The organism is Fibrobacter sp. UWB1 (assembly GCF_002210325.1).
Classification (GTDB): domain Bacteria; phylum Fibrobacterota; class Fibrobacteria; order Fibrobacterales; family Fibrobacteraceae; genus Fibrobacter.
This window is the reverse complement of record NZ_MWQL01000025.1, coordinates 20,831-34,588: the sequence shown is the minus strand read 5'-3', so window position 1 is coordinate 34,588 and position 13,758 is coordinate 20,831. Positions and strand designations below refer to the sequence as shown.

At 51.7% G+C, this 13,758-nt stretch carries 11 protein-coding genes and 3 tRNA genes; 2 read left to right on the top strand and 12 right to left on the bottom strand.

The genetic code is table 11. The features are described from left to right. Positions 1-77 precede the first annotated feature (77 nt). The 4 genes from B7988_RS13895 to B7988_RS13880 all read right to left on the bottom strand — a co-directional run bounded on the left by B7988_RS13895 (position 78) and on the right by B7988_RS13880 (position 1,535). Positions 78-149, bottom strand: a tRNA-Thr gene (locus B7988_RS13895). Positions 150-195: 46 nt separating this feature from the next. After that, positions 196-278, bottom strand: a tRNA-Tyr gene (locus B7988_RS13890). A 10-nt stretch (positions 279-288) separates the two neighbouring features. Continuing rightward, positions 289-361, bottom strand: a tRNA-Thr gene (locus B7988_RS13885). A gap of 232 nt (positions 362-593) precedes the next feature. Next, entirely contained in the window at positions 594-1,535 is a 942-nt protein-coding gene (locus B7988_RS13880; RefSeq protein WP_141225686.1) for a hypothetical protein, read from the bottom strand. Between the two features lie 88 nt (positions 1,536-1,623). On the opposite strand from B7988_RS13880, the gene B7988_RS13875 reads away from it, so the two are divergent. After that, complete coding sequence (locus B7988_RS13875; protein WP_073322883.1) at positions 1,624-2,031, top strand: thioesterase family protein; 408 nt, start codon at positions 1,624-1,626, stop codon at positions 2,029-2,031. 4 nt (positions 2,032-2,035) lie between these two features. After that, a complete protein-coding gene (locus tag B7988_RS13870; protein WP_088658348.1) occupies positions 2,036-3,325 on the top strand; it encodes a replication-associated recombination protein A in 1,290 nt (429 codons plus the stop codon). 41 nt (positions 3,326-3,366) lie between these two features. Here the strand turns inward: B7988_RS13870 and B7988_RS13865 are convergent, their stop codons facing one another. From B7988_RS13865 to B7988_RS13830, 8 genes are all read right to left on the bottom strand, one after another. Continuing rightward, positions 3,367-4,491, bottom strand: coding sequence for an ATP-binding protein (locus tag B7988_RS13865; protein WP_088658347.1), 1,125 nt, complete (start codon positions 4,489-4,491; stop codon positions 3,367-3,369). Positions 4,492-4,686: 195 nt separating this feature from the next. Continuing rightward, positions 4,687-5,739, bottom strand: a complete 1,053-nt coding sequence (locus B7988_RS13860) for a M48 family metallopeptidase (protein ID WP_088658346.1) — start codon at positions 5,737-5,739, stop codon at positions 4,687-4,689. A 177-nt stretch (positions 5,740-5,916) separates the two neighbouring features. Next, positions 5,917-6,477, bottom strand: coding sequence for a LemA family protein (locus B7988_RS13855; RefSeq protein ID WP_088658345.1), 561 nt, complete (start codon positions 6,475-6,477; stop codon positions 5,917-5,919). Positions 6,478-6,580: 103 nt separating this feature from the next. After that, positions 6,581-7,381, bottom strand: a complete 801-nt coding sequence (locus B7988_RS13850) for a YggS family pyridoxal phosphate-dependent enzyme (RefSeq protein ID WP_088658344.1) — start codon at positions 7,379-7,381, stop codon at positions 6,581-6,583. Positions 7,382-7,449: 68 nt separating this feature from the next. Then, a complete protein-coding gene (gene lon / locus B7988_RS13845) occupies positions 7,450-9,786 on the bottom strand; it encodes an endopeptidase La (protein WP_088658343.1) in 2,337 nt (778 codons plus the stop codon). An 80-nt stretch (positions 9,787-9,866) separates the two neighbouring features. Then, on the bottom strand, positions 9,867-11,636 hold the full coding sequence (locus B7988_RS13840) for a pectate lyase (RefSeq protein ID WP_073323010.1): 1,770 nt from the start codon (positions 11,634-11,636) through the stop codon (positions 9,867-9,869). 217 nt (positions 11,637-11,853) lie between these two features. Continuing rightward, positions 11,854-13,167 carry an ATP-dependent Clp protease ATP-binding subunit ClpX gene (gene clpX / locus B7988_RS13835; protein WP_073322869.1) on the bottom strand — a complete coding sequence of 438 codons (1,314 nt, stop codon included), beginning with the start codon at positions 13,165-13,167 and terminating at the stop codon, positions 11,854-11,856. Beyond that, positions 13,167-13,757: an ATP-dependent Clp protease proteolytic subunit gene (locus B7988_RS13830; protein WP_072799965.1), complete on the bottom strand. Its 591-nt coding sequence runs from the start codon at positions 13,755-13,757 to the stop codon at positions 13,167-13,169. Before B7988_RS13830 ends, clpX begins: the two co-directional genes overlap by 1 nt. Position 13,758 lies beyond the last annotated feature (1 nt).

The following is a 13,758-nucleotide window of genomic DNA, read 5'->3' as shown; positions in this document are numbered from 1 at the left end:
CGATGGTGCCGATGTTGCAGTGCGGCTTGCTTCTGTCAAAATGTTCTTTTGCCATGATTCTATCTCCAATTAGTGAGAGCCCAGATCGGGAGTCGGACCCGAGACCTCTTCCTTACCAAGGAAGTGCTCTACCACTGAGCTACCTGGGCTTAATAGCCTGCTGAAGCGCTCTCTGCTTCAGCAGGCGTTTTATCGTGGGCCGTCGTGGTTTCGAACCACGGTAGGCGTAAGCCAACGGATTTACAGTCCGTCCCCTTTAACCACTCGGGCAACGACCCATTATGTCTAAGCCAAAGATAGGAATCGAACCTACGACCGGCTGATTACAAATCAGCTGCTCTACCAGCTGAGCTACTTTGGCACACCCTAGTTTCATTACTGAACATAGGAGTGAGCCAAATTTAATAAGTTTTATTGGGTTTTGTCAACGAAAATCGTCAAAAAAAGCAAAAATTTTTCATTTTTTTCAATAAATCTGTCTACATACTAGATAAAAGAGTGTGAATAGATTGTGAATAGTTTTGAAAGGCCAAAAAAGAACCCCCTTTCCGAGGAAAAGAGGTCTAAAGTATTCAATAACAACTAGTTATAGATTAGTCGTTAAACCACAAGTCTTCCATGCTGAGTGAACCGTCTAAAAGGCCCGGGCAAACTTCCTTTTTATAGACTACGGCCATGTCTTCGAGGGTCAAAATCTGACCTTCCTGCGCTTCGGGAGCCAAGTAAGATATGGTCGAACCTTCGCAATATACGCCAGAAATATCGGATTCTTGACGATAGGCGTTGCAAACCTTTGCAAGCGTATCCGGGGAAACACCAGCATAGGATTCCAAAACCATAAACGATCCTGTAGGCGCGCCATTATAGTTATAATGGGTAACTACCATAGACATAGACCTCGTCGAATAGTCGACATTCATATAAAGAGTGTCGGCAGAAACGTTGACATCACAGAGCAGGGCCGGTTCAGTAACCTCAGAACCATCGCCGTAACTCCACCTTCCGGGAAACTCGGCCATCTGCTCCTTATAAGCATCGTAGAAATCATCACACTGGCTCTTTAACGCCGTCACCATATTACCAAGCATTAAAGACGACGCAGCCGCGCTCACATCAGCCAATTTGGCCTTGCCCTTTACAGAGGATTTCGAGCAAGACGTCTTCATGCCATCTACCGATTTCTTTATACCTTCGCAAAAATCCGGCGCTTCGTCCTGGAACATGCCCGTGAGCGCCAAATCGACATAGTAATAGGTGGGTTCCCCCACTTCCACATCGTACACGGCGCTCAGTTCGGACTGATACACCACCAAGTCCAGGTTCATTTCTAGCGTAACATGGTTATCACGGGAATAGACCGTGCATTCAAAGGCCGCACTGGTTCCCTTCTTTAAATGACGTTCGTACAAGCTTTCGCCAAAATTGTCAGGGCGTTCAAGCCAGCCATCCGATTCTTCCGTAGAACAAGCCCCAAACATAAAAAGGGCGAACATTACACCCATCTTGAAAAAGTTGACCATAGAAATCGCTTTCATTAATCCTCCTCAATATTATGCTCTACAATATAGTCTTTTTTTCGGCATTGGCAACAAGTTAATTTGACGAGTTTTATATATTTTGGGCATGGAAATTTGCACCTACAAGCACACCGCCCATATCGAAGTCCGCTACGCGGAAACCGACCAGATGGGAATTGTCCACCACTCCGTTTATGCCGTGTGGTTCGAACAGGCCCGTACCGAATATTTCCGCACCGCAGGCGCAAGCTACGCCGACATGGAAGCCGAAGGTTTCGGAGCCCCCGTCCTTGAGCTCAATGTCAAGTTCAAGCAACCCACCCGCTACGGCGATTTCGTAGATGTCGAAACCTCGATGATTCGCGAAGGCCTCAAGGTCCGCTTTGAATACAAAGTATTTGTGAACGGCAACCTTTGCACCCTGGGTTCTACACTGCATTGCATGACCAAAAACGGCAGGCCCACCCGCGAACTGCCCAGCGGCTTTAGCAAGTTTGAATTTGTAACCGAGTAACAAGATGGACCAGCCGCTCGCAGAAAGATTACGCCCGAGGAACCTCGATGAGTTCTTAGGCCAGAACAAGATTCTGGGCGAGCAGAGCCTGTTGCGCAAGAGTCTCGAAAACGACAGCGTGCCGAGCATGATTTTCTGGGGCCCGCCGGGCTGCGGAAAGACGAGCCTCGCCCACGTGATTCGCCAGCACACCAAGAAGGCGTTCGTGGCACTTTCGGCTGTGGCCAGCGGCGTCAAGGAAGTCAAGGAAGTCCTAGCGGATGCCCGCAAGATGAAGGCGATGTTCAAGGACACGATCCTCTTTATCGACGAAATCCACCGCTTTAACAAGGGACAGCAGGATGCGCTGTTGGGTGCCGTCGAGGACGGCACGGTGACGCTCATAGGCGCCACCACCGAGAACCCGGGGTTCGAGGTCAACAGCGCGCTACTTAGCCGCTGCCAGCTGATTCTATTTGCGCCCTTGAGCAAAGAAGACTTGCGCACGCTGATTTTTAGCGCGCTCCGCGACCATCCTCGCGGCCTGCAGCTGAAGGATGTGGAAGTCGAAGAAGCTGTTGTAGACAAGTTAATCGCACAGTCCGATGGCGATGCACGATTCCTGCTGAATCAGATTGAATGGATCGGCAAGAATCTAGGCGACAAAAAAGTCATCGACGAAAAGCTCCTGGAAGAATTCCAGTACAAGAAGCCCCTGCGCTACGACAAGAGCGGCGAAGAGCATTACAATTTAATTTCCGCTTTGCATAAGTCCGTTCGCGGTTCGGACCCCGACGCGGCTCTTTACTGGCTGCACCGTATGCTGCAAGGTGGCGAAGACCCGCGCTTCATTCTGCGCAGACTCATGCGCATGAGCATGGAAGACATCGGCCTTGCCGACCCGAACGCATTACTGCTCGCCACTTCGGCACGAGAGGCCTACGACTTCATGGGAATCCCCGAAGGACTCATCGCCCTCGACGAACTCGCCATCTACCTTTCGCTTGCGCCCAAGAGCAACAGCGTGGAACTCGCAGGAATGAAGGCCGACTCAATCGTGAAGCAGACAGGCACTCTCCCTGTACCACGCGCCTTCCGCAATTCGGTCACGAAGGTCGGCGAAAAGTTGGGCTACGGAATCGACTACCAGTACGATCACGACAGCCCCGGCGCTTACTCCGCTCAAGAACATCTGCCCAAGCAACTCGAAGGCACCGAGATTTACCAGCCCAAGCCCTACGGCAAGGAAAAGCAACTCGGCGAAAGACTCGCGCAATTAAAGCAGATTAAGCGGGAAAAGAAGAACGCCCAATGAGCGTAAACATCGTCAATTAACATTTTGTATATTACAAAATGTTAATTAGACTCCAGCCAACGACTTAAAAATACATTGTAAACGCAGTAGCTTTTGCCCTCTAGCGAGAGTGTTTCAAGCAAAAGCTCCTTTTCCACAAGCGACGTGACAATTCGCTTGACGGCTGCTGCGGTTCCCAGCTTATATTTGTTCAAGAAACTTCCCGCCGTAGGTTGGGCAACGGAGCCCTCCTTAGCGACTGCCTTCAAGAACTGCCACTGTTTATCCGTCAGCAAGTTACGGCGTTCCAGGAACCCATTCATTCCCTCGCGCATGATTTCAGCACAAGACTGACGAACATCGGCCAAAGTGATTTTCTTGCCACCATCACGGAACAAACGATGGCATAGATACTGCACATAAAACGTATGGCAACGGGTCCACTCCAAGATAAACTCAAGAGCATCATCATCAATGCGTCGGCTCCCCATACCAAACAGTTTCTTGATAAACGAGCCATAAACATCCGGCTGGATTTTATCGAGATAAACAATATGCGTACTTTCGTAGAACGGGCTTTTTTCGTTCACAAACATATCCGTCATAATATGCTTTTGGCTTCCGCAAAACACGAAGCGCACATTTTTAAGCGGCTGGATATAGGTGCGCAACAGCGCCTCCATATTCACTCCCTTAAAATTGCGGATAATTTGGAATTCATCAAATGCAATGACAAACGTCTTCTTCTGGGAACCTAGGAAATCAAAAATACTTTTGAGCGTAGAAAGTTTCTGTCCCTCATTTTGGTACGTAATGCTTACCTGTGGCGAACCCGAAACAGGATCATACGACACCAATGGACGAATTCCCGAAAAAAATGAGAAGAACTTCTTCAAAGTAGGCTCGGCCTTCACATTAGCCACAATGGATTCCGAAAGGAGCTTGACAAAGTCCTCCAGATTGTCTGCCGAGTAAATGTCGCAATAACAGAGCGTCATGGAGGGGCGCTTTTTGGCAAATTCATCAAAAACATGGTAGACCAGCCCTGTTTTGCCATAACGACGCGGAGAAATCAGCGTCACATTGACGCCGTTTTCCAAATCGTCTATAATATCCCGTGTTTCTTTTTCGCGATCGCAAAAAAGCTCAGCACTTTCGTAAGGGCGCAAAACAAAGGGATTTTCCATAGGCACCTCCATTCAACATTTTGTAATATACAAAATGTTAAACGAAAAGTCAACAGTGAACTGCCTAAGTTTCTCGTAAAAACAATGCAGCACTGTCCTTTCTGTGGAACCCGGCACAATCCGCCCATTCACGAGGTCCAGAAGATATTGACACCATCCGGAGCATAAAAATCGAGGAAGGAGTTTGCATTTAATCTAGAACTGCTTCAACAACCGAATTCTCTCGGGCGTGTCGGGGTGGGTGCAGAACATGATGTTCGCCTTCGCGATGATTCCCTTGAGTTTCATGTCGTTATCGAATTCTTCGTCGGGGTGGATGATGTAGAGCTGCGCCACGTCGCTACGGCGCACGGTGTCGAGGCCCGGATAGTCCGAAATTTTTTGCAGGGCAGAAGCGAGCGCCCACGGGTCGCCACAGAGTTCGGCGCCGCCCGCATCGGCCACGTACTCGCGGGAACGCGAAATGGCTAGGCGCGTGAGCCAGCTGAAAATGTAGCCGATTGTGCTCCAGATCAAAACAAGAATCAGCACAAAGATGATGATAACTCCGCCGCTTCCCCCGCCGCGCCTGCTGCGGGAATGATTGCGGGGGCCGCGGAACATTGCCGACAGCAGCTTCATCGACACCATCTGAATGGTCGAAAAAATTCCCACGAACACGATGCACACCACCATGAGTCGCGTGTCGCGGTTCTTGATATGCGTGAGTTCATGACCCACGACGGCGGCGAGTTCCGCATCGTTTAATTTGTCTATAAGTCCGGTCGTGAGCGTAATCGTGAACGAGGGAATGTCGATTCCGCTCGCAAACGCGTTCAGGCCGTTATCCTCGACGATGTTAATCTGCGGCATCTCGATTCCGCCTGCAATGCAGAGGTTCTCGACAATGTTGTAGACGCGCAGGTTATCCTTGCGCTCAAGGGGTTTCGCATGCGTTGCATGGCGTATAATGGCGGTATTCGCGCAATAGGCGATAATGAACCACACGCCCACAATCTGGAGCGTATAAGGCAACACCGTCTTAAAGGCGTCCCATACTTCGGGCCAGTGCAAAATGCCGTATTTCATGTAGGTGGCATGGCCTTCGGGGCACCCGCCTTCGACAATCGGGCAAAGCACACCGAAATAGTCAAGACTCAAAATGACTACGAACACCATCGCCAGGATAATAACGGGAAACAGGCACAGCAGCAAGATGCTGTTGCGGTTGTTCCGCCAAATCTGGGTTTGGAGTCCGACGTATTTCATACAGGTCGCACCTTCGGTGCTTTGAGGTGTGAGCACGGTCCCCCTATCGCTACGCTCCAGGGTTCCCTTTGAGGCATGAGGTTTTCAGAACTGCATCGAAGGCAGGTTGCTTTAACACAAAGCATTGCATCGCAAGCCGCCCCCAAAGGGCGTAGCCCGACCTCACCGCTCATACCTCTAGAACTTCACCTCGGGTGCTTTGTTCAGGTCTTCGCGGCTTTCGGTGGCCTCGTACATGGCGGCACGCTTGAAGCCGAACATGCCAGCAACAATGTTGCTCGGGAATACTTCGCAGGCGTTGTTCAATTCGCGAGTGGTAGAATTGAAGAAGCGGCGGGCGGCAGAGAGCTTGTTTTCGATATCGGCAAGTTCGTTCTGCAGCTGCAAGAAGTTCTGGTTGGCCTTGAGTTCAGGGTAAGCTTCCAGCGAAATGCGGAGTCCTGCGAGTGCACCAGAAAGCGCCTTGTCAGCCTGAACCTTTTCGTCGACGGTTGTTGCGTTCATGGCCGCGGCACGAGCAGAAGTCACCTTGTCAAGAGTTTCTTTTTCGTGAGTGGCGTAGCCCTTGACAGTGCTCACCAGCTGCGGCACCAAATCAAAACGCTGCTTGAGTTGCACATCGATATTTGCGAATGCATTTTCACGGTTATTGCGAAGTTTTACAAGTCCATTATACATCGAAATGAACCAGGCGATTAGCACCACCACGACAATGCCGGCAACAATTCCAATAGTCATATTTTACTCCTTTCTGTTTCTTAGTAAGAAATCTATATAAAAAAAAGATCCCGGGTCAAACCCGGGATGACATTTTTACGCCCCAAAAGAGCGTCTTTTGACTCTAGACAGGATCATTGACCGGTTTACTGTAGTCGCGTTCGCCAAAGAGGGCCGTGCCCACGCGAATCATGGTAGAGCCTTCTTCAATAGCAACTTCAAGGTCACCCGTCATGCCCATCGAAAGCTGGTCAAAGTTCGCGAAAACGCCACCCTTGGCCAAGAACTTTTGCTGCAAGTTACGGAGGAACGCGAAGCATTCACGGCTGTCTTCGGCGACACCGGTATTCTTGCCGATGGTCATGAGCCCGCGGAAACGCAAATGCGGGAAGTTTTCGCTCTTGCCGTCGGCAGTGGCTGCGCCCGCACGATTTTCTAGATCAGCAAGGAACGCCTCGGCCTCGTGCACGTCGAGCCCACTCTTGGTTTCTTCTTCGCCGGCGTTCACCTGGAAAAGGATATCGAGAATCTTGCCCGCGCCATTCTCTCCGGGGAGTGCCGCGCAGACGCGTTCCAGTTTTTCCACCGCCTCGATGCTCGCGATAGAATGGATGCAATCAGCGACAATCGCCGCCTTCTTGAGCTTGTTGCTCTGCACGGGGCCAATCACGTGGCAACGCACGCGGTTTCCGTCTTTTGCAATACGCGGTTCGGAGAACTTGAGTTCGGCTTCTTGCACGCGGTTTTCACCGAAATCGGTGGCACCGAGCGCAATCGCATTTTCCACAGCTTCTGCTGGGTGGAACTTGCTCACCCAAACAAGCTTTACCGAGTCGCGGCTACGGCCCGCAATCTTGCAGGCTTCGGCAATCCTTGCTTCGAGAGCAGCAAGGTGCTCACGCATTTCTTCGAGTGTGAATTCCATAGTAACAGTAGGAAGTTAGAAGTAGACAGTAGGAAGTTGGATGTTGGAAGTAGACAGCAATCAAGTTATTACGATTTGGCCTTCGTTTCCTTGAACAGCACCTTGATGATTTCGTCGATGTGCTTGTGCGTGTAAATCTTGAGGCCCTTCTTCGCAGGTGCTGGGAGTTCGTTCACGTCCTTCTGGTTCTGCGCGGGGAGTCGCAAGGTCTTTACGCCGGCCTGGAGTGCAGCCAAAGCCTTCTCGTTCAGGCCACCAATCGCAAGGCATGCGCCCGTGAGGCTCACCTCGCCAGTGAAGGCGATTTCGGGCGAAACCGGCTGCTTGGTAAACGCACTGAGCAAGCAGAGCGTGAGGGCAATACCCGCAGAGGGACCATCTTTGGGCACAGCGCCTTCGGGCACGTGAATATGGATGTCCGTCTTTTTCACGATATTCGGGTCAATGCCAAAGCGGCTCAGGCGTTCGCGCACAAGGCTCAAGGCAATCTGAGCCGATTCCTTCATCACGTCGCCAAGCTTACCCGTCATGAGTAGCGTTCCCTTGCCCGGCAACAGCATACATTCGATGGGCAGAATTTCGCCACCGACGCTTGTCCACGCAAGGCCAACGATTACACCCGGGCGGCCCGCTGCAGGCAGCTGGTTGTCGAGGTAACGCGGAGCACCCAAGTAATCCTGCAAAGTCTTTTCGTTGACTTCGGTTTTGTACTTCTTGCCCATCACCTTGTCTTTTGCACGGTGACGCACTACATTTTCGAGGGTGCGTTCCAGTTCACGCACGCCCGCTTCACGCGTCCATTCGCGAATCACCTTCGAAATGATGCCGTCGTCAAAAGCGACATCCTTGCCGTTTTCGATGCCCGTGCGTTCGCAAATGCGCGGCACCAGGTACTTGCTTGCAATCTGCAACTTTTCGTGCGGATAGTAGCCGGGCAGGCGCACCATTTCGAGACGGTCTCGTAGGGCTTCCGGAATTTCGGCCTCGTTGTTCGCCGTCGCGATAAACAGCACGCGGCTTAAGTCAAGCCCCACTTCCATAAAGTGGTCGGTAAAGTCGTGGTTCTGCTCGGGGTCCAAAACTTCGAGCATGGCACTGGCGGGGTCACCGCGGAAGTCGCTTGCCATCTTGTCGATTTCATCGAGCAGGATAATCGGATTCATGCACTTGGCTCGGCGAAGCGCCTGGATAAAGCGACCCGGCATGGCACCGATGTAGGTACGGCGGTGGCCACGAATTTCGGCTTCGTCACGCACGCCACCAAGAGTAATACGCACAAAGTTTCGCTGCATGGCATTCGCAATCGACTCCACAAGCGTCGTCTTGCCCACGCCCGGAGGACCAACCAAGCAAAGAATCGGAGCGCGGCGTTCAGTACCCGTCAGTTTGAGCACTGCCACGTATTCCATAATGCGTTCCTTGACCTTGTCGAGGCCAAAGTGCTTGGAATCGAGTTCGCTCTTCACCTTCTTCATGTTGAGAACGGTATCGGTGTATTCGCCATACGGGAGCGTCAGGAACCAGTCCAAATAGTTGCGACTCACGGCATATTCCGGAGACGTCGGCTGCATCAGCTTCATGCGGCCAATTTCATCTTCAAGCTTTTCTTGAATCGCGGCCGAGAACTTTTTCGCCTTGATTTTCTTGAGCAGCTGATCCGGTTCAGAGGAATTTCCGTTTTCGCCATCGAGTTCATCTTGCAGCTGGCGAATCTGTTCGCTAATGAACCATTCCTTTTGCTGCTGAGCCATTTTCTGGCGTACGTTCTGCTGTACCTTGACCATCATGGTGTCGGTATCGGCCGCCACCTGCATGATTTCGACCAGACGTTCCGCAAGTTCATCGATTTCACCGATTTCGAGCAAGCGCTGGCGTTCGTCCATCGAAATCTGCAAGAACGGAATCATGCCATAAAAAGCGTTAATCTGGCTGTCCATGGTAAACAGGGCATCTACCATGCCTTCCGAAATATTCCTGTGCAGGGAATATTCCTTGAACTGGGTCAGAACCGTTTCAAAGCGCGGGCTCTTGTCGGCATCCGTAATCGCGGGCTTGTGAGCCGAAACAGTCACCATCAAGAAGTTGTCCTTAGTCGTGATGGAACGCAAATCCACCACGCAGTCCCCCTCGAGCACCACCTTCACGCAACCATTCGGGAAGGGCATTACATTGCTTACGTGTGCGAGAATGCCCACCGAGTAAAGGTCGAGCATCGGGTTTTCAAGTTCTTCTTGCTCGATATTCTTCTGAGCCGAAAGAATGATTTGTCCATCGTGCGATTCAGCATATTCAAGAGCGCGCAAAGAAATATCCCTGCCGACCAAAATGCGGCGGGTCGTGTGCGGAAATACAACAGCGTCCCTCAGAGGGAGCAACGGATACGTTTTTGAAGTGTCTAAAGCCATACATTACAAAGATAGTATCTTTAAAAAAAAGCCAGTCTGCATTTAGTTGCAAACTGGCTTATGGTTTGGTTAGGAGGTCACTATCGAATTCGAACAGTGTGGCTCTCGGAGCCCACGCGCACCAGGTAGCCGCCCGCGCCAGGGAGCGTTACCGCATGTTGATTGCTGGTGGAGAAATTCCTGTAGATCAAGCGGCCCTGCATATCGAAGACAGTAATCGGCTTCGCCATGGCGCCCATGATCGAAAGTTCGTTGCCAGAGACCGAGAGATTTACGCGAGTCAGCACGATAGCTTGAATGCCCTGCGCCGTTTCAGAAGAGCTAGACGGTTCTGCCACTTCGCTGGAGCTCGACAACTTTTCACTGCTCGAAGAGACGGCGGCCGTTTCGCTAGAGCTGGACTTCGGTTCGATATTGCCGCCGCCCGTTACGGTAATCGTTCCACTCTTAGACACATTTGTCGTAGCACCCGTCGTGGTGACGGTGAATTTGTATGCACCCGCCGCGGCAGTAGATGCCACCGTGCCCGAAATGTAGTAGTCAAGGCCCTTGAGCGTGCCCGTTACACCCTGCGGAAGTCCCGTTACCGTTGCACCGGTAGCACCGTCAATCGTGTAGTAGAATTCCACGATGGAGGCGCCTTGGGCCACTTCCTGATTTGCGCTGCCCGAGCCGTGCTTGGTGAGGCTAGCCTCGCCCGCGACAGGCGTCTGCGACGAGCTGGACTTGGCAGAAGAACTCGATGCAAGCACAACGCTGCTGCTGGACTTCGCCTGCGAAGAACTGGATGCCACCACAATACTTGAAGAAGAAACCGGTGTCACCTGCGAGCTACCCGGAGCCGGGAGCGTTGGGCCAGCGTAAGCCTGGATGGAATCGCGGAGCGCGTAAGCCTTGGCCTGCGTGCTCACGTCGGTAACGCTCATTTGGTATGGCGGCGTGAACGCAGTTCCTTGGCCTGTTGTGTTGCCGGAGGTCTTTTCGTAATAGTTGTTAATCATCGAAACTTTGGCATCTTCTTTGGACTGATTGTTGTAATCCAAAGGATTTTTTACGCCGATGAACACATTGCTTTCGACACGGATGTTTGCCTTCATGCCGGCACGAACGCAATAGCTTGCGGCAGAGCTTGTGTAGAGGTTGTTGACCACATGAACCTGGCCAAATCTCACGCGGGGCATACGTTCCTTTACACCATCACCCCACCAGTTGTGGTGTACGGTAATCTTCAAGGCGTTAGCATCTGCGGTTTTTGAATCACTATTGCCGAAAAGATTGGAAAATTGATGGTTCTTAGATTTGGACGAGTAGGTAAACTTGCTCCACGAGACTGTAATATAATCAGACTGGTTTACAATGTCCATGTTACCGTCGTGCCCGTCGTAGACATGAACATGGTCAATCCAAATGTTTTTTGCTTCATGGTTTATTTGTAAGCAGTCTTCATCATCTTCATCAACCGCACCAACACCTTGCACAGAAATGTTTCGAAGAATCACGTTCTTGGAGCCGGAAATCTTGATACCGCTTCCTTTGGACGGCTGAGTGATTGTGACTCCAGGATAGCCGTAAAGGGTAACGTTGCTACCGACTTCCACGGTACCTGCATAAGTACCAGGCTTGATGTAGATTGTTTTGTTGCCCGCTTTGGCGTAGCTTTTAAGATCGCTGACGTTGTCAACGGTGACTGTGCCGTAATTGGCTCCGCCAGTGGTGCTGCCGTTTTGGGTCGCCCAGCCCGTCAGCGGAAAATCAGGTGACGTGGCCGCAATCGCGGAAGTTGCGAGGGCTGCGCCCAATGCTGCGCCTACGGCAAGAGTTCTAGACCAGTTTTTCTGTGTTTTAACCATATCATCCATCCCTTATTTTGTCATTTCAATCCACCACGCTCGAAAATGTTCTCAAATTTCTTCTCAAAATTTATAATCAAAATAACCAAAAGTCAATAGGTGCCTCAAAAATAAAATGCACTTTTTTCGCTATTCTAGCACATAAAACAAGAAAATGGCGATTTTAAACAAAAATCGCCATTTCTAAAATGTTCTCAAAAATATATTTTACAATTAGCTACGAAGCCTTTTTGCGGGTTTTCTTTACCGTTTCGACACCAGCATTGAGAACCACGGTCTTATCAGCAGACTTCTTTTCAGGAGCCTTGAGACCGTTTTTCACGATTTCGGCGGTCACCACGAATTCCTTGTTGCCGGAGCCCGGCATCTCGAACATGGCGCGCTGCAAGGTCTTTTCCATCACGGAGCGGAGCCCGCGGGCACCTGTCTTGCGGGCCATCGTTTCATGGACGATTTCCTTGAGGGCGTCGTCTTCGAACTTGAGCTCGATACCGTCCATTTCAAACAGGCTCTTGTACTGTTTGACAAGGGCGTTCTTCGGCTGGGTCAGAATATTCAGGAGCGCAGCCTCGTCGAGTTCTTCAAGAGCTACGGCTACAGGCAAGCGGCCCACGATTTCAGGAATCAGGCCGAACTGGATCAGGTCATCGGGCTCGAGCATCTTGAAAAGTTCGCTGAGCGAGTTTTCCTCGGCGCTGCGGATGTCGGCACCGAAGCCCATGCCGCCCGTATTCACGCGGCGGGAAATAATCTTGTCGAGCGTCTCGAAGGCACCACCGCAAATGAACAGAATATTCTTGGTATTCACCTGCACGAGCGGCTGTTCCGGGTGCTTACGGCCACCCTTCGGCGGCACAGCAGCCACGGTACCTTCCAAAAGCTTGAGGAGCCCCTGCTGCACGCCTTCGCCGCTCACATCGCGGGTAATGGAGGGGTTCGCCGTCTTACGCGCAATCTTGTCGATTTCGTCGATAAAGATGATACCGCGTTCGGCGCGGGCCACGTCATAGTCGGCAGCCTGCAACAGGCGCACAATAATGCTGTCCACATCTTCGCCCACGTAACCGGCTTCGGTCAACACGGTCGCATCGGCAATGGTAAAGGGAACATCCAGGAAACGAGCCATGGTCTGCGCCAAAAGCGTCTTTCCCGAACCGGTCGGACCCACCAGCAACAGGTTGGACTTTTCGACTTCCTGCGCGTCGGGATGGGCCTGCTTGTAACGCAGGCGCTTGTAGTGGTTGTACACCGCCACAGAAAGGGCGGTCTTCGCCTGGTCCTGGCCGATCACGTATTCGTCCAGGTGCGCCTTGATTTCGGTCGGGAGCGGGAGCGGTTTCGAGGAAGCTTCGGCAGCGGCAGATTCCTGCTTGGCACGCACGCGGTCTTCTTCGATAATGCGGTGGCACATCGCAACGCAGTCGCTACAAATCTGCACGCCTGCGCCTGTAATCATCTTCTCGACACGTTCTGCAGGCTTGCCGCAAAAACTACACGTAACCGTCGGGTGATTTTTCCCGCTACGATACATTAAATGCCCTCTTTACGCGGAACAAAGATTTCATCGATGACACCGAAGGCCTTCGCTTCTTCGGGGCCCATGTAGAAATCGCGGTCGGTCTTTTCGCGGACTTCGTCAATCGACTTGCCGGTGTGCTTGGCAACGATTTCGGCCAGGGTTTCCTTGGTGCGCACGATTTCTTTTGCGGTAATCTGGATGTCGGTCGACTGACCGGTAGCAGCGCCAGACGGCTGGTGAAGCATAATGCGGGAGTGCGGGAGCGCATAGCGCTTGCCCTTGGTACCTGCCGCAAGCAACACTGCAGCCATCGAGGCGCAGTTACCAATGCAGATGGTCGCGATATTCGGGCGAACATGCTGCATGGTGTCGTAAATGGCAAGCCCTGCCGACACGTAACCACCCGGGCTGTTGATGTACAGCGTGATATCCTTTTCCGGATTCTCGTATTCAAGGAAAATCAACTGGGCCATGACGTTGTTCGCCACTTCGTCGTTAATCGGAGTGCCCAAGAAGATAATGCGTTCCTTAAGGAGACGGGAATAGATATCGTAAGCGCGTTCACCGCGTCCGGTGGTCTCGATGACGGTAGGGATGATCATT